The sequence below is a fragment of the Streptomyces sp. NBC_01478 genome (genome assembly GCF_036227225.1).
Taxonomy (GTDB): domain Bacteria; phylum Actinomycetota; class Actinomycetes; order Streptomycetales; family Streptomycetaceae; genus Streptomyces.
Genome location: NZ_CP109444.1, coordinates 2,383,342 through 2,399,976, shown reverse-complemented (window position 1 = coordinate 2,399,976; position 16,635 = coordinate 2,383,342). Strand labels below are relative to the sequence as shown.

Sequence of the window (16,635 nt, the reverse complement as noted above, 5' to 3'; positions counted from 1 at the left end):
TGCGTACCGCTCAGCCCCCGGCAGGGCCCCGCCCCGACAACACCTCTCCATACGCCTGCATCAGATCCGGCAACCGCAACGTCGACAGGTCGTCCCGGGACAACATCCCGGGATACACCGACAACCGCAGATCCCGATACGCACAGCTCTTCTCGTACAGCGTCCGCAGGAACCGTCCGTTCCCCAGCTCGTCGATCCACCCCTGATCGACCACATGCCCGGCGATGGACCGCAGCTCGTCCAACGCCTCCTCGTCCCACACGTCACCGTTCTCCGCCGCCAACACCTCACCGATGGACGTGAGTTCAAGCGGCCGGTACGAGGGAAAGTCGACGCGGGTCGTGAACCGGGACGACAGCCCGGGGTTGGCGGCCAGCAGCCGGTCCATGCCCTCCGGATAGCCGGCCAGGATCACCACGAGGTGATCGCGATTGTCCTCGGCCCGCTTCAACAGCACCTGCAACGCCTCGTCGCCGTACGCGTCCCCCTTCCCGTAACCGGAGTTGGAGAGCGAGTACGCCTCGTCCACGAACAGGACACCGCCGATCGCGGAGTCGATCAACTCGTTGGCCTTCACGGCCGTCTGGCCGAGATACTCACCGACCAGATCGGCCCGCTGCGCCTCGACGAGATGGTCACCGCCGAGCAGCCCGAGGGCGTAGAAGACCCGTCCCAGAATGCGCGCCACGGTGGTCTTGCCGGTACCCGAGGGCCCGGAGAAGACGAAGTGCCGTTTCGGCGGCTGGACCGGCAGCCCCTGCCCGGCCCGCAGCCGAGCCATGTTCAACTGGGCGGACAGCGCCTTGACTTGGCGCTTCACGGGCTCCAGCCCCACCATGCGCTCCAGTTCGTTGAGCGCCTCCTCCAGCAGCACGGGGTCGGTGGGCCCGGTGGGCAGCGGCAGGACCGGATTCGAGGTCTTCTCGCGCACCGGGTCGGCCGCGGAGGGCAGCGGCCCGGTCGGCGGAAGCCCGGGCTCCGACAGCTTCAGATCGCGCCCCTCCGCACCGAACAGCGGATCGAGCCCGTCCGGCCCCTCCAGCGCGTCCTGCCCGCCGGAGAGCGTGATCGCCGCGAGATCGGTCACGTCCTCGGACCCGTCGTACCCGTCGGAGTCGGTGATCGCCGCGAGCCGCGCCGAGGTGTCCATGAACGCGGGGTCGACGCGGTGCACCGCCCGGTACAGGGGCAGCGCGGCGGCACTGCGCCCGGTGCCCTCGTGGGCCCGCGCCAGCCAGTACCGCAACTCCTTGCGCTGGGGCTGTTCGCTGCGACAGCGCATCAGCGCGGAGGACAGCAGCGGTTCGGCCTGGCCGTACATCTCCAGCCGCACCCGGGCCATCCCGCCGAACAACCCGGCCTCGATGCCCAGGAGTTGGTCGTTGATCAGCGGGTCCGTGTGCCGGACCAACTGCTCCCAGTCCTTGACCAGATAGGCGCGGCACGCGTGCAGGAAGCGGACCTGGTGGTCGGTGTCCACGGGCGGCAGTCCGGCCAACGCCCGGTCCAGCTCGGGGACATGGCGGCCGTCCAGCCAGTGCGAGGCGTGCGCGAGCAGCAGATCACGCGGGCTCTCCAGCACGGGCTGGACCCACCAGCCCAGCCAGTACCAGGAGTTGAGCGTACGGCGGTGCCTGGTGCGCTGTTCCCCGAAGCGTTCCCGGTGCCGGTACATCCGCAGCAGCGCGGTCGTCGTCTCGACGCGCAGCGCGTGCAGTCCGAGCCAGCCGTCGGCCATCCCGGGATCCATCCGTACCGCGGTGCGGAACTCCTCCTCCGCCTGCGGATAAGCGCCCATCGTGTAGGCGTCCACGCCTCGCAGCCACGCGAGGTCGGCCGGGGCCTCGGGGCCCTGCGTGCCGAAGTCCATCACGTCCCCCCACAAACCGTGCCCCCGTTGATTCGCCGCCGGGCCGTCGCCCGTCGGCAGTCTGGGTCGAACCGCTGTGCCGCGGACGGGAGTTGCCGTGGTGCGCGAAGCAGCCGTCCGTCGGTCGCACCCTGGGCATCGTACCTGCGGGGCAGTCGCCCATCGAAGGGTGCCGCACAGGCCGTTTGGCGAGGTGGGAGCAGATGGGGCGCACTCAGGACGGTGACCCAGGGTGAGCAAATCGCGGCTCGTAGCGGCCGGAAAACGGGCTGGGAGCAGAACGAAGCCCCCGATCACGGGGGAACAACCGGGGGCTTCGCGACTCTGGGCGGCTTCGAACCTGCCGCACATTCAGAACGTAAGACCTGTACGGCCCCTGGGTCAAGCCGAGTTGAGGCACTCAAGGAAGTTCAGGCGGAAGGGTCTTCACAAGTTCAGCACACTGCGGGCGGTCCGTCACCGTGGGTCACGTCGTGGTCCGGTCCAACCGTCCCGGAAGGCCCCGTGAGCACCTCGTACCCCTCCCTCAACTGCCGTACCAGGAAGTCCGCGTGGGGGCGCGAAGGGTCTTTGGCGAAGTGTTCGTGTTCCGCCTCGACCCATCCGTCCCAGAAGTCCCGCTGCTCCGCTCCGTCCCGCAGCCGTCCCCGCGCCCAGGCCTCCTCGCGGGAGAGCTCCATCCACAGCAGCCCCGCCAGGAACGGGCGCAGCGCCCGGCGCCCGGCACCGACCCCCTCGACGAGGACCACGGGCGCGGGCGGCAGTGCGCGGGGAGGTCCGAAGTGGCGGGCGTGCCAGTCGTAGGGGAAGTACTGGGCTGTCTCGCCGCGGCCGAGCGGAGTGATCACCTGGGTCAGCAGCCGGTCGGTCCAGCCGAACAGTTCGTCGTGGGTGGCGAGGTCGTCGAGGTGCAGGACGGGGGCGCCGCCCAGGGCCTCGGCCAACTGCCCGGCGAACGTGGACTTCCCGGACCCCGCGTGTCCGTCGACACCGACGATCCGGACCGGGCCGCAGAACGGAGGGAGCCGGCGGAGCCGGTGGGCGAGGTCGTGCATGAATCGTCCCGGGAGGTCGTGGGTGAGGCCGGAGGGTGCCTGGGCAGTCTAGGGAGCGGTGGCTCCCCTCCCAGGTCATGCCAGTGGTCGAGACCAATATTGGTGGGCGTGGCACGGCTCGAAGTGCTGGCCGGGACGTGCTGTCCGTGCTCATAGTGGGCGCACAGCCGTGCACTGGATCTGTCCCTACTCGGAACACCCGGGGGTCTTCCGCCCATGAGCAGAGCCGAACAGCCGTCCCGACGGCCCGAACAGCCCTCGCGCAGAACCGTCCTGGCCGCCGCGGTCGCCGCCGCGGTGGTGAGCGGCGCGGTCCCCGCGGCCGCCGACCCCGCCGGGCCCGCCGACACGGACGGGGCCCCGACCGGCCAGGTCGACTACCACGCGTGGACCACCTACGCCGACTGGTGCCGCGGCACCGCCCAGGGCACCCGTGCCGTCGCGGGTTCCCGCCCGGGCCTCGCGATCGGCACCGCCCTCGGCAGTCTCGACTACCCGGACCCGCACACCGGCCGGACCTCGACCTGGGAGTACGCGACCTGGACGTCCCCCGTCCACAGGCTCTCCGTCCCCGCGACGGAGACCATCGCCTCCTGGAACGCCCACACCCCCGCCGGCACCTGGATCCAGGTCGAACTGCGCGGCACGTACTCCGACGGCACGGTCACCCCCTGGTACGTGATGGGCCGCTGGGCGGCCGGAGACCAGGACATCAAGCGGACCTCCGTCGACGACCAGACGGACGGCAGGTCCACGATCTGGACGGACACCTTCGCGATCGACGACGCGACCACGGGCCTGCGCCTCGCGTCGTACCGGCTGCGCCTGACGCTGTACCGCAAGCCCGGTACCAAGCTCACCCCCATCGTGTGGCGGCTCGGCGCGATGGGGTCCGACGTCCCGGACCGTTTCACCGTCCCGGCCTCTACCCCCGGCCCGGCAAGGGAGCTGACCGTCCCGCGCTACTCGCAGGAGATCCACGTCGGCCAGTACCCCGAGTACGACAACGGCGGCGAGGCCTGGTGCAGCCCCACCTCCTCGCAGATGATCATCGAGTACTGGGGCGGCCGGCTCACCCCGGAGCAAGTGGCCTGGGTCGACCCGGCCTACGCCGACCCGCAGGTCGACAACGCGGCCCGCTTCACCTACGACCACCAGTACAAGGGCTGCGGCAACTGGCCGTTCAACGCCGCCTACGCGGCCACGTACAAGGACCTCCAGGGCGTGGTCACCCGGCTCGGCTCGCTCACCGACCTGGAGACGCTGATCGCGGCGGGCATCCCGGCCATAACGTCACAGTCGTTCCTGGGCAGCGAGCTGACCGGCGCGGGCTACGGCACCGCCGGCCATCTGATGACGGTGATCGGCTTCACCGCCGACGGCGACGTGATCGCCAACGACCCGAACTCGCCCAGCGATCCGGCCGTCCGTCGCGTCTACGACCGGCGCGAGTTCGAGAACATCTGGCTGCGCACCAAGCGGTACAACGCCGCCGGGAAGGTCTCCTCCGGTACCGGCGGCGTCTGTTACCTCTACTTCCCGGCGGACCCGACCGCCGCCCAGCGCGAGGCGCTCGCGGCGGTGGGCGTGCGCTGACCCCTGCCCCGGGGACCGAGGTTCCTGTGACCAAGGTCTCCGGCGCAAAAGCCGACAGGGATGGCAAGGTGGACAGAAGGGGGGAGTCCACCACACATCCGACCTCTGCGAGCCGCCATGACCGCACACTCAGCCACCGCCGCCCGCATCCGTACCCGCACCGGCGGCCCCAAGGGCGACGGTCCGAAGATCGCCGAGCACATCATGGGCTGGACCCTCGTCGTGGTGATCGCGATGCTTGTGACCCAAATCGGCCTGCTGTGACCTGACGCATAGTCGACCTGCCATACTGCGGTTGACCCAGCCCAGTTGGAGAGCCAGAGTCGAAATTGGAAATCAGTCAGCAGCGTGACGTCGCACGTCCTCGGGCGCGCGGTACCGAGCGTTCCTTGGCGCGCCGCGCCGAACTCATCACCATTGGCCGGAAGTTGTTCGCCGACACGTCCTACGACGCGCTGTCGATGGACGACATCGCGCGGCAGGCCCATGTCGCCAAGGGGCTGATCTACTACTACTTCCAGTCCAAGCGCGGTTACTACCTGGCGATCATCAACGACTCGGTCGCCGACCTGGTGACCTTCGCGGCGAGCGGCCTCGAACTGCCCCAACTGGACCGCGTACAGCGGACGATGGACAGCTATCTGCGCTGGGCCGAGCACAACCAGGCCGCGTACCGCACGATCGTGAGCGGTGGCGTCGGCTTCGACACCGAGGTGCACGCCATCCGCGACGGGGTGCGCGCGGCGATCGTCGCGACCATCGCCGAAGGGGCGTACGGCCGTACCGACATCTCCCGGATCGCGCGCATGGGCCTGTTCGGCTGGGTGTGCAGCGTCGAGGGCGCGACCCTGGAGTGGATCAGCACCTCCGACCTCTCCCGCGAGACGATGCGCGAGATCCTCGTGAAGACCCTCGGCGGCACCCTGCGCGCCATCGAGGAACTCGACCCCGCCCACCCCGCGCCGAAGCCGGCCCGCCGGGACGGCTGAGTCAACGGTCCAGGCTCCTTCCAGACGACCGGGCTATTCTTGAAGTAAGCGGTCGTTAACTGGTGACGAGCGACCTCCGATCGGGCATACTCACAGCGCAGAGCCGCTGGTCAGCCGCTTCCGAGACCCGGGAGCGGAACAGCGGCCGCATCCGTGCGGTACCCGGCCACGTCGCCTCGACCCAAGGCGTACGCCCGCCGAAGTGCCCGACAGGGAGGAGAGCGTCGCCATGCCCGACCGCGCCCCGCAACCGGTGGACCGGCAACTGCCCACGGACGAGGCCCGGGATCTGATCTCGCTGGCCCGTGACATCGCGCAGCGCGAGATCGCCCCGAGGGCGGCCGAGGAAGAGGACGCCGGACACTTCCCGCGCGAGATCTTCACCCTGCTCTCCGAGACCGGACTGCTCGGCCTGCCGTACGACTCGGAATACGGCGGCGGCGACCAGCCCTACGAGGTCTACCTCCAGGTCCTCGAAGAGCTCGCGGCGGCCCGCCTCACCGTCGGCCTCGGCGTCAGCGTCCACTCGCTGTCCTGCCACGCGCTGGCGAACTACGGCACCAAACAGCAGCAGGTCGAGCACCTGCCCGCGATGCTCGGCGGCGGCCTGCTCGGCGCCTACTGCCTCTCCGAACCGTCCTCCGGCTCGGACGCGGCCTCCCTGCGCACGAAGGCGGTGCGGGACGGCGAGGACTGGGTGATCGACGGCACCAAGGCCTGGATCACCCACGGCGGCATCGCCGACTTCTACACGGTCATGGCCCGCACCGGCGAGGACGGCCCCCGCGGCATCAGCGCCTTCCTGGTGCCCGGCGACGCGGCCGGCCTGAGTGGTGCCGTGCCGGAGAAGAAGATGGGCATGAAGGGCTCGCCCACCGCCCAGGTCCACTTCGACGGCGTCCGCGTCCCCGACGAGCGGCGCCTCGGCGAGGAGGGCCAGGGCTTCGCGATCGCCCTGTCCGCACTGGACTCCGGCCGGCTCGGCATCGCGGCCTGCGCGATCGGCCTGGCCCAGGCCGCGCTGGACGAGGCGGTGGCGTACGCGAGCGGACGGCAGCAGTTCGGGCGCCCGATCTCCGACTTCCAGGGCCTGCGCTTCATGCTCGCCGACATGGCCACCCAGATCGAGGCCGGCCGCGCGCTCTACCTCGCGGCGGCCCGACTGCGCGACGCGGGCCGCCCGTTCGCGAAACAGGCCGCCATGGCCAAACTCCACTGCACCGACACCGCGATGAAGGCCACCATCGACGCTGTCCAGATCCTCGGCGGCTACGGCTACACCGCGGACTTCCCCGTCGAGCGCTACATGCGCGAGGCCAAGGTCCTGCAGATCGTCGAGGGCACCAACCAGATCCAGCGCATGGTCATCGCCCGCCACCTGGCGGGTCCCGAAGCCCACCGAACCGGCTGAGCCCCGGGCTCTGCCCGGTGGATCATGCCGCGGGCGCGGGGCGCGGCACGCCCCCGGCCCGGCGGGCCGGGAGGGGATCCTGGCGTGCCGCCTGCGGCGGCAGCCGCTGATGCCGACGTCTCCTCCGCCCCGCGGCCGCACGCTCCGCGCCCCGCTCACCAGTGCCGGTCAGGTGCCGTCGACTCCCTCCAGCCCGATCCGCCGGACAGACCCTGCGGCGGTGCCGCCAACCGTGCCCACTCCGGGTCGTGACGCCCCGGCAGGGTGCGGCCCCGGTCGGCCCAACTCCGCATGAGATCACGGTAGATGGGCGGGTCCTGGGGCTGCGGCGGCGCCGGCGGAACCGATTCTGCGGCTACGGGGACGTAGATACGGCGTTGACGCCCGGTCGGCGCATAGGTGGGGGTCATACCGGGGCAACGCAAGGACGCTTCCACAGGTCACCGGCGCGGGTAATCGAGCGTGAGTTCACCGGCGTACGGGTCACGGGTCTGGCTACCGCATCGGACCTGACGTACCGTCACCTCCACTGTCCCCAGGGGAGGTTAGCCGTGGCAGACGACCGTCCCGTGCCCCTCGACGAGTACCCCGTGCATCAGGTCCCCCTGTCGATGAAGCACGTCGCGACCGGCGACCGGAACGCCTACGACCGCTGCATCTTCCACGTCCTCGACCACGAGGGCCGCGCCCTGCTCATCCTCGGCCTGGGGGTCTACCCCAACGTCGGCGTGATCGACGCCTACGCGACCCTCCGCACCGGCGACACCCTGCACGCGGTCCGCGCCTCGGACGCCCTCGGCGACGACCGCATGCACCTCGCGGTGGGCCCCCTGCGCATCGAGGTCGAGGAACCACTGCACAGGCTGCGCCTGCGCTGCACGGACAACTCCCTCTCCTGCGACCTGACTTGGACAGCCGACTTCCCGGCCCTATGGGAACCCCATCACGTCCAGTATCGCGGCGACCGGCTCACCCTCGAAGGGCGCCGGTTCGTCCAGGCGGGCGGTGTGCAGGGGGTGATCCGCGCGGATGGCGAGGAGTTCCGGGTCACCGCCGACGGCTGGACCGGTACCAGGGACCGCAGTTGGGGCGTGCGGCCGATCCCGGGTGAGGAGGGCGGCCGGCTCGCCGAGGAGCATCCGACCGAGGGCTTCCACTGGATCTGGTGCCCGGTCCGCTTCGAGGACCGGTTCCTGATGGTCGTCGTCCAGGAGGACGCCGACGGCTACCGCACCCTGAACGAGGCGACCGTCGTCCGCCCCGGCCACCGCGACCACCAACTCGGCTGGCCCCAGGCCGAGATCACCTACCGCTCCGGCACCCGTCACCCCGAGCGCGCCGTCGTCCACCTCGGCGACGCCCGGAAACCGCAGGAACTCGAAGTCGAGATCCTGACCTCCTCACCCCTGGCGATCGGCGCCGGTTACCCACCCGCCGACGACTGGCAGCACGGCACCTGGCGCGGTCGCGAGTGGCTCGACCGCCGCACCTACGACCTCACCCAGCCGACCCCGCTCGCCGCCTACGGGGTCACCGACCACGCGGCCCGCTTCCGCCTGGACGGCCGGGTCGGCCACGGCATCTTCGAACACGGCTCGTTCGGCCGCCACGACCCGAGCGGCTTCACCGGCTTCGACTCGGTCGCGCCGTAGGGCAGTCGAGGTGGCATCTCGGTTGCACCGTAAGGGAGTTGCACCGCAAGGGAGTTGAGACGACATGGCGTCAGCGCCCCGCCCCCGCACGACCACCCGTGACCCGGACGAACTCGCCCACCGCCTCACCGCCTGGCTCGACACCCGCCTGCCCGGCGCCAAGGCCCTCGACATCCGGGTCCCCGCGTCGAACGGCATGTCCAGCGAGACCCTGCTCTTCGACATCGAACACCCCGAACCGCCCTTGCGTGCCTGCGCGTTGAGACTCGCGGCCGACCCGGCGGCGTACACCGTGTTCCCGGTCTACGACCTGCCGCGCCAGTTCCGCACCATGCGCCTGGTCGCCGACCGCACGGATCTGCCGGTGCCGAAGGTGCGCTGGCTGGAGGAGGATCCCGGCCCGCTCGGCGCGCCGTTCTTCGTCATGGAACGCGCCGAGGGACGCGTACCGCCGGACGTCATGCCGTATACGTACGAAGGCAATTGGCTGCACGCGGCGACCGACGCGGAACGCGAGCATCTGGAGGCCGCCTCGGTTGCGCTCATCGCCCGCCTGCACGACCAAGTCCCGCTGGGGGAAGCCGAGTTCCTCACCCTCCCGGGCGACGGGGACGCCCTCCACCGTCACGTCGCGTCCCAACGCGCGTACTACACATGGGTCGTTGACGGGCTCGCCCGCTCACCGCTCATCGAGAGCGCCTTCGACCGGCTCGCCGAACTCTGGCCGGCCGATCCGGGCGAGACGGTCCTCAACTGGGGCGACGCGCGCATCGGCAACGTCGTCTACGACGGGTTCGACCCCGTCGCCGTCCTCGACTGGGAGATGGCGGCCCCGGCCCCGCGCGAGGTGGACCTCGGCTGGGCCGTCTACCTGCACCGCTTCTTCCAGGACCTCACGGTCGCCTTCGGCCAGCCAGGGCTGCCGGAGTTCTTCCGCCGGGACCGAGTGGAGGCCCGGTACGCCGAACTCAGCGGCCACACCCCGCGCGACATGGACTTCTACACCCTGTACGCCGCCCTGCGGCACGCGATCGTGATGCTGCGTATCGCCTATCGGCAGGCGCACTTCGGGGAGGTGGCCGTCCCGGCGGACCCGGACACACTGATCCTGCACCACGACAGCCTGCGGGCCATGGTGCAGGGCAGCTACTGGGGTTGAGCGAGTGCGCTCAGGCGGCGCGGCGCATGTCGGGCACCCGCATCGGGCGCGAGCTGGGGCCGCCGACGTGCGAGAAGGGCTGCGTCCGCCAGTCGAGGCCCTGAGGGAGCGTCAACAGCAGTGCGGTGTCCTGCTCCTGAGGGTCCGCGGACTCGTCGGCGGACCGGGCGTCGGCCGCCTCACGGCCCGTACCGGCGCAGACCGTCAGCCCGAACGGGTTCCACGGCGAGGCGCACAGCGCGTGCTCCGGCAGGACCTCTTCGTCCGCGAGGAGCGCGATGGGCTGCACGCAGTCCGGGCAGATCACCCGGTACATCTCGAAGGTGTCGTACGCGTCGGGTTCATCGGCCTCGAAGCCGTCGGGGCCATCGGAATCGAGGCCCTCCGGATCGAACTCGACGACGAGCTGCGGCCGCTTGGGCGCGGTGCGTCCAGGGCGCTTAACACTCTGCATGGGTTTCTCCCCCTACTGGGCTGGGCCGTGAAGGCGCTGCGGCCTCGACCACAGCAAGCACTTCCCGTCCGGTCTCCGCGGTAATCACGAGACCATCACGGAGACCGTTCGAGGCCTGTGGCGTTCGTCACATGCCGCCCGCAGGTGCCCGTGGCGGCGGATTTGTCCCCGGCTGACGCACAGGCCACTCCCGGCAACATCACGAACCGGGTATGACCTGCGCCGCTGAGCTATCGGAGGAGATCAGCCGCCATGTAAGTTCTTGCGCCATGGAGGAGCTGGACCGACAAATCGTGCAGCTGCTCGTCAAGGACGGGCGGATGAGCTACACAGACCTGGGCAAGGCCACGGGCCTGTCCACGTCGGCCGTGCACCAGCGGGTGCGCCGGCTGGAGCAGCGTGGCGTCATCCGCGGGTACGCCGCGGTCGTCGACCCGGAGGCGGTGGGTCTGCCCATGACCGCCTTCATCTCGGTGAAACCGTTCGATCCCAGCGCCCCCGACGACATCGCGGACCGCCTCTCCGACGTCCCCGAGATCGAGGCCTGCCACAGCGTCGCCGGCGACGAGAACTACATCCTCAAGGTGCGGGTCTCCACCCCGCACGAACTGGAGGAACTGCTGGCCCGGCTGCGCGGCCTGGCCGGCGTCTCGACGCGGACCACGGTGGTGCTGTCGACGCCGTACGAGGCCCGCCCGCCGCGCATCTGACCGACCTGCGTGCGGGGCGGCGGCGGTGAGGCGCGAGACTGTTCCCCATGAGTGAGCGCACCCCCGAACCGACGACCGTCCTGCTCCGCCGCGGCGAAGTCCACAGCCCCGCCGACCCGTTCGCGACCGCGATGGTCGTGGAGCGCGGCCAGGTCGCCTGGGTCGGCTCCGAGGGTGCCGCCGACGCCTTCGCGGACGGCGTCGACGAGGTGGTCGACCTGGACGGCGCGCTGGTCACCCCGGCGTTCACCGACGCACACGTGCACACCACGGCCACCGGCCTCGCGCTCACCGGCCTCGACCTGTCGGACGCGCCCTCCCTGGAGGCGGCCCTGTCCCTCGTGCGGGACTTCGCCGCCGGCCGCCCGGCCGACCGCGTTCTGCTGGGCCACGGCTGGGACGCCGCACGCTGGCCGGGGGGCCGCCCGCCGACCCGCGCCGAACTCGACACGGCGACCGGCGGACGTCCGCTCTACCTCTCCCGCATCGACGTCCACTCGGCGGTCGTCACGACGGCCCTGCTCGACCTGGTCCCCGGCTTCGACGCGCCGGACGGACCCCTCACCGCCGACGCCCATCACGCCGTACGCGCCACCGCGCTCGCCGCCATCACCCCGGAGCAGCGCGTCGAGGCCCAGCGCACCGCCCTGGCCCACGCGGCTTCTCTGGGCGTCGGTTCGGTCCACGAGTGCGCCGGACCCGACATCTCCTCCAAGGACGACTTCACGGGCCTGCTGCGGCTCGCCGCCGAGGAGCCGGGGCCGCGCGTCGTCGGCTACTGGGCCGAGCAGGACGTGGCGAAGGCGCGGGAGCTGGGCGCCGTAGGAGCGGCGGGTGATCTCTTCGTCGACGGCTCCATCGGCTCGCACACCGCCTGTCTGCACCAGCCCTACACCGACGCCGGGCACACCGGCATCGCGTACCTCGACGCGGACGCCGTGGCCGCCCATGTCGTCGCGTGCACCGAGGCGGGCCTCCAGGCGGGCTTCCACGCCATCGGGGACGCCGCGGTGGCCGCGGTGGTCGACGGCGTCCGCGCAGCCGCCGAGAAGGTCGGCCTGGGCCGCGTCCGCGCCGCCCGGCACCGCGTCGAACACGCCGAGATGCTCACCCCGGAGACCATCGCGGCCTTCGCCGAGCTGGGCCTGACCGCTTCCGTGCAGCCCGCCTTCGACGCGCTGTGGGGCGGCGAGGAGGGCATGTACGCCCAGCGGCTGGGCCGGGAGCGGGCGCGTGCCCTGAACCCCTTCGCGGCCCTGCTGCGGGCCGGTGTGCCGCTCGCCTTCGGCTCCGACAGCCCGGTCACCCCGGTCGACCCGTGGGGGACGGTCCGCGCCGCCGCGTTCCACCGGACGGCTGAACATCGCGTCTCGGTGCGGGCCGCGTTCACCGCGCACACGCGGGGCGGCTGGCGGGCCGTAGGACGGGACGACGCGGGCGTCCTGGTGCCGGGCGCGCCCGCCGACTACGCGGTCTGGCGGACGGACGCCCTGGTGGTGCAGGCGCCCGACGACCGGGTCGCGCGCTGGTCGACCGACCCGCGCTCCGGCACACCCGGGCTGCCCGACCTGACCCCGGGCGGCGACCTCCCGGTCTGTCTGCGGACCGTCGTGGGCGGACGCACGGTGTTCGTACGGCCGGGCGAGTGATCTCCCGGGGTGGCGCGCCCCCGATCCACGGCCGCCGCCCTGTCGCGCGACCTGCGCATCCTCCGCCCTGACCAGCCGGTTAAGGGAGAAAGCGCAGATCAGACGGCTGTTGACAGGCGGGCGCAGGGGGCCGGTAGGTTCGTCCGAGTCCACCACCGGACGCCCGACCGGGGAACCTCCGAACAATCGCCGAAGCGCCGCTGGGTCAGGGACGGTGTGCCGCACCGGGCACCGCCACTGGGAGCCAGGCTCAGCGCCCGCGCCACGGCGAGGGAACGTTCCGGCCGGTCGGCTGGTGTGACCCGGGTGGGGCCCGGACGTCCAGTAGACAACGGCTTTGGTCGACCCGCAGCCGGCGGGTCCCAGGTCGGCCCGAAGGGCGCCGGGCCCCCATCCGCAGCACACGGGTGCCGAAAAGGGCAGTCTTACCCCGTTCTTGTCGAATCGACACCACTGTACGAACGACGTGGCACGTCATCCCAGGCCGCGGCCACTATGGTGGACGTCTGCGTACGGACATGAAGGGGCAGCAGTGAACGACGGCGACGGAGCCCTCGCGGCACAGGCCCAGGGGCGGAAGTTCGGCCCGCTCGGCACGGCCTTGGTGATCATCCCGACCTACAACGAGGCGGAGAACATCAAGTCCATCGTCCGTCGGGTGCGGCAGTCGGTCCCCGAGGCTCATGTCCTCGTGGCCGACGACAACAGCCCCGACGGCACGGGCAAGCTGGCCGACGAGCTGGCGGCCGAGGACGAACAGGTCCAGGTGTTGCACCGCAAGGGCAAGGAGGGCCTCGGCGCCGCGTACCTCGCGGGCTTCCGCTGGGGCCTCGACAACGGCTACGGCGTCCTCATCGAGATGGACGCCGACGGCTCCCACCAGCCCGAGGAGCTGCCCCGGCTGCTCACCGCGCTCAAGGGTGCGGACCTGGTGCTGGGCTCCCGGTGGGTGCCCGGCGGCCGGGTGGTGAACTGGCCCAAGTCCCGCGAGTTCATCTCCCGGGGCGGCAGTCTCTACTCACGCGTGGCGCTCGACCTGCCGCTGCGCGACATCACGGGCGGCTACCGGGCCTTCCGCCGCGAGACCCTCGAAGGCCTCGGTCTGGACGGCGTGGCCTCCCAGGGCTACTGCTTCCAGGTCGACCTGGCCCGGCGCGCCGTCAAGTCCGGCTACCACGTCGTCGAGGTCCCCATCACCTTCGTGGAGCGCGAACTCGGCGACTCCAAGATGAGCCGCGACATCCTCGTCGAGGCCCTGTGGAGGGTCACCACGTGGGGCGTGGGGGAGCGGGTCGGCAAGCTCCGCGGCCTGGGGAAGCCCGGGGGAAGGCCTTCACAGCCGTAGCCCTGCGACCTCACAGGCCTCGTTGATCGTGCCCTTATCCCGCACTGAGCCGGGCCCAGGCACACTGGACGTATGACGACTGGCGCACCCACCCCTTCCTCCGCCGCCCGGCCTCCGCGTTCCCGGCTGCGTACGTATCTGCCGTTGGGCATCGCCGCGTGGCTGGTGCTGGAGATCTGGCTGCTGACGGTGGTCGCGGGCGCGTCGAGCGGTCTCACGGTCTTCATGCTGCTGCTCGCCGGGTTCGTGCTCGGCGCCGTGGTGATCAAGCGGGCGGGCCGGCGTGCCTTCCAGAACCTGAGCCAGGCCGTGCAGCAGGGCACCGCCCCGGCCGGCGGCGGTGGCAGCGGGCTGATGATGCTGGGCGGCCTGCTGCTGATGATCCCGGGGCTGGTCTCGGACGTGGCCGGGCTGCTCCTGCTGGTTCCGCCGGTCCAGAAGGCCCTGGCGCGTTATGCGGAGCGCACGGTCGAGCGGAAGCTGGGCAAGGCCGCTCCAGGCACCCTGGGAGACGCCTTCCAGCAGGCCCGTATGCACCGCCCGGACGGCAAGGTGGTCCAGGGCGAGGTCATCCGGGAGGAGCCCGGCAGCGACGCCCCGCAGGGCCCGCGTCCGCCGCTCACCCGCTGACACCGGGACATGCAAAACCGCGGGCGCCGTACATGTTCGTACGGCGCCCGCGGTTACTTGCTTGTGTCACTTGTTCGTGCGGTAGAACCGCTCCGGACCTTCGGGACTAGGCCGACTTGCGGCTGTCCCTCGGGTGAACCGCGATATTCATCGCGCCGGAACGGAGAACGGCAAGACGCTCCTCGAGGACCTCTTCGAGTTCCTCGCGGGTGCGCCGCTCCATCAGCATGTCCCAGTGGGTACGCGCGGGCTTGGCCTTCTTTTCCTCAGGGCCGTCGCCATCGACCAGGAGTGCCTGGGCCCCGCAGACCTTGCACTCCCACTCCGGCGGGATCTCCGCCTCGACCGAGAAGGGCATCTCAAAGCGATGTCCCTTCTCGCATGCGTACTCCACGGCCTGGCGTGGCGCCAGGTCGATACCGCGGTCCGTCTCGTAGCTGGTCACCACGAGGCGCGTGCCGCGAAGAGCTCGCTCACTCATGAATCGTGCCTCCCGGGCTTGTCGCCCACAGGACAGGTGTCGCTGTCGTCGTCATCCGGTCAACGTCCGGTCGGCGGTAAAGATTCCCGTACGGGGTCATGTGTCGCCGTCGTAGCCGCCCCTTGTTGTACCCACCAGCGCCCGGTTTGTCACATCTACTAGCAGATGTCACCTAGCGATTCGTCATCTTTGACGCGCAGTAACGGTACGCCAGGCAGGCCAAACGCGTACACTACCGCCCTTTCGCCTTGAGCGCTAAATCCTCTCGGGAAGAGGATTCCCCGCGTCGGTGATCGCCCGTGCCACCGGAACCCGTGCGAGCAGCACGAATCCCACGACGAAGAAGACCACCAGAGAGATGATCGCGTCCCGATAACTTCCGGTCACCTGGTAGGTCACCCCGAACAGAAGCGGTCCCAGCCAGCTCATGCCCCGATCGCTCATCTCGTACGCCGAGAAGTACTCGGCCTCTTTCCCGGGCGGCACCAGATGGGAGAACAGGGACCGGGACAGCGCCTGGCTGCCGCCCAGGACCAGGCCGATCCCGGCGGCCAGCACGAAGAACCAGACGGGCGCACCGGCGGGCAGGAAGTACCCGGCGGCCAGCGTCACCGTCCACGCGACCAGCGATCCGAGAATCGTCCGCTTGGCCCCGTAGGTCCGGGCGAGTCGCCCCATGCCGAGCGCGCCCGCCACCGCGAGCACCTGGACCATCAGGACGGCCGTGATGAGCGTGGACTGGCTCAGGCCCAGTTCCTCGGAGCCGTACACGGATGCCTGGGAGATCACCGTCTGGATGCCGTCGTTGTAGATCAGATAGGCGAACAGGAAGGACAGGGTGAGCGGCTTGCCGCGCATGTCCCGGACGGTCGCCGCGAGCTGCCGCCAGCCCTGCGCCGTGGGCGCCTCGGACGCCGTACGGCCGCGGTCGCGCAGTCGTTTCAGCGGTACGAGGGTGAAGGCGCCCCACCAGATGCCGGCCGAGGCGAGACAGATGCGGACCGCCATCGACTCGGAGAGGCCGAAGGAGTCGTGGCCGGTGAAGAGGATCAGGTTGGCGACAAGGACCAGCGAGCCGGCCGCGTAGCCGAAGGCCCAGCCCCGGGAGGAGACCGCGTCGCGCTCCTCGGGCGGGGCGATCTGCGGAAGGTAGGAGTTGTACACGACCATCGACACGGCCACGGAGGAGTTGGCGACGATCAGCAGGAAGCCGCCGAGCAGATAGCGGTCGCCGTCCAGGAAGAACAGGCCCGTGGTGGCGGTCGCGCCCACGTAGGCGGCGAGCGCCAGGAGGGGCTTCTTGCGGCCCGTACGGTCCGCTGCCGCGCCCGCGAGGGGCATGACGAGGATCGACACGATCACGGACGCGGAGACGGTGTAGGCGAAGAAGGACCCCGCCCGGACCGGTATCCCCAGGGGATGCACGAATCCGTCCGGGTCCGCCGCCGACTTCGCGACCGAGGTCAGATAGGGGCCCAGGAACACGGTGAGCACGCTCGTCGAGTAGACGGAGCAGGCCCAGTCGTAGAAGTACCAGCCGCGCTGTTCGCGCCGCCGTTCGTCGGCCTCGTCGGCAGACTGTGACCGCAGGGTGTCGGTACCCACCCGTGCCCTCGCTTCCCCGTGACCGCGTC

Annotated in this window: 15 protein-coding genes; 10 read left to right on the top strand and 5 right to left on the bottom strand. The window is 70.7% G+C overall.

Annotation, left to right across the window (positions count from 1 at the left end; all coding sequences use genetic code 11):
• Window positions 1-10: 10 nt before the first annotated feature.
• Together OG223_RS10695 and OG223_RS10690 are read right to left on the bottom strand one after the other, a co-directional pair.
• Window positions 11-1,870 (bottom strand): AAA family ATPase, encoded by a 1,860-nt coding sequence (locus OG223_RS10695; protein ID WP_329245750.1) that lies wholly within the window; start codon window positions 1,868-1,870, stop codon window positions 11-13.
• A gap of 434 nt (window positions 1,871-2,304) precedes the next feature.
• Entirely contained in the window at window positions 2,305-2,925 is a 621-nt protein-coding gene (locus OG223_RS10690) for a uridine kinase family protein (RefSeq protein WP_329245747.1), read from the bottom strand.
• A 216-nt stretch (window positions 2,926-3,141) separates the two neighbouring features.
• On the opposite strand from OG223_RS10690, the gene OG223_RS10685 reads away from it, so the two are divergent.
• The 6 genes from OG223_RS10685 to OG223_RS10660 all read left to right on the top strand — a co-directional run bounded on the left by OG223_RS10685 (window position 3,142) and on the right by OG223_RS10660 (window position 9,732).
• Window positions 3,142-4,521, top strand: a complete 1,380-nt coding sequence (locus OG223_RS10685) for a peptidase C39 family protein (RefSeq protein ID WP_329245744.1) — start codon at window positions 3,142-3,144, stop codon at window positions 4,519-4,521.
• 117 nt (window positions 4,522-4,638) lie between these two features.
• Window positions 4,639-4,785: an SCO1431 family membrane protein gene (locus OG223_RS10680; RefSeq protein ID WP_329245740.1), complete on the top strand. Its 147-nt coding sequence runs from the start codon at window positions 4,639-4,641 to the stop codon at window positions 4,783-4,785.
• Window positions 4,786-4,850: 65 nt separating this feature from the next.
• Window positions 4,851-5,510, top strand: coding sequence for a TetR/AcrR family transcriptional regulator (locus tag OG223_RS10675; RefSeq protein WP_329245738.1), 660 nt, complete (start codon window positions 4,851-4,853; stop codon window positions 5,508-5,510).
• Window positions 5,511-5,739: 229 nt separating this feature from the next.
• The gene (locus tag OG223_RS10670; RefSeq protein ID WP_329265225.1) at window positions 5,740-6,921 is read left to right on the top strand and encodes an acyl-CoA dehydrogenase; all 1,182 of its coding nucleotides are present in this window, start codon (window positions 5,740-5,742) and stop codon (window positions 6,919-6,921) included.
• 551 nt (window positions 6,922-7,472) lie between these two features.
• Window positions 7,473-8,573, top strand: coding sequence for a hypothetical protein (locus OG223_RS10665; protein WP_329245735.1), 1,101 nt, complete (start codon window positions 7,473-7,475; stop codon window positions 8,571-8,573).
• 64 nt (window positions 8,574-8,637) lie between these two features.
• Window positions 8,638-9,732 (top strand): phosphotransferase family protein, encoded by a 1,095-nt coding sequence (locus tag OG223_RS10660; protein WP_329245732.1) that lies wholly within the window; start codon window positions 8,638-8,640, stop codon window positions 9,730-9,732.
• A 10-nt stretch (window positions 9,733-9,742) separates the two neighbouring features.
• Here OG223_RS10660 and OG223_RS10655 read toward each other — a convergent pair whose 3' ends face one another.
• Entirely contained in the window at window positions 9,743-10,186 is a 444-nt protein-coding gene (locus OG223_RS10655; protein WP_329245730.1) for a hypothetical protein, read from the bottom strand.
• A 269-nt stretch (window positions 10,187-10,455) separates the two neighbouring features.
• Here OG223_RS10655 and OG223_RS10650 point away from each other — a divergent pair, with 269 nt between their 5' ends.
• From OG223_RS10650 to fxsA, 4 genes are all read left to right on the top strand, one after another.
• Window positions 10,456-10,896 carry an Lrp/AsnC family transcriptional regulator gene (locus OG223_RS10650; protein WP_026150833.1) on the top strand — a complete coding sequence of 147 codons (441 nt, stop codon included), beginning with the start codon at window positions 10,456-10,458 and terminating at the stop codon, window positions 10,894-10,896.
• Between the two features lie 47 nt (window positions 10,897-10,943).
• Window positions 10,944-12,545: an amidohydrolase gene (locus OG223_RS10645; protein ID WP_329245727.1), complete on the top strand. Its 1,602-nt coding sequence runs from the start codon at window positions 10,944-10,946 to the stop codon at window positions 12,543-12,545.
• Window positions 12,546-13,077: 532 nt separating this feature from the next.
• Complete coding sequence (locus OG223_RS10640) at window positions 13,078-13,890, top strand: polyprenol monophosphomannose synthase (RefSeq protein WP_329245724.1); 813 nt, start codon at window positions 13,078-13,080, stop codon at window positions 13,888-13,890.
• Between the two features lie 72 nt (window positions 13,891-13,962).
• Window positions 13,963-14,520 carry an FxsA family membrane protein gene (gene fxsA / locus OG223_RS10635; RefSeq protein WP_329245722.1) on the top strand — a complete coding sequence of 186 codons (558 nt, stop codon included), beginning with the start codon at window positions 13,963-13,965 and terminating at the stop codon, window positions 14,518-14,520.
• A 106-nt stretch (window positions 14,521-14,626) separates the two neighbouring features.
• Here fxsA and OG223_RS10630 read toward each other — a convergent pair whose 3' ends face one another.
• A complete protein-coding gene (locus OG223_RS10630; protein WP_003977404.1) occupies window positions 14,627-15,001 on the bottom strand; it encodes an RNA polymerase-binding protein RbpA in 375 nt (124 codons plus the stop codon).
• A 255-nt stretch (window positions 15,002-15,256) separates the two neighbouring features.
• Entirely contained in the window at window positions 15,257-16,606 is a 1,350-nt protein-coding gene (locus OG223_RS10625; RefSeq protein ID WP_329245720.1) for an MFS transporter, read from the bottom strand.
• Window positions 16,607-16,635 lie beyond the last annotated feature (29 nt).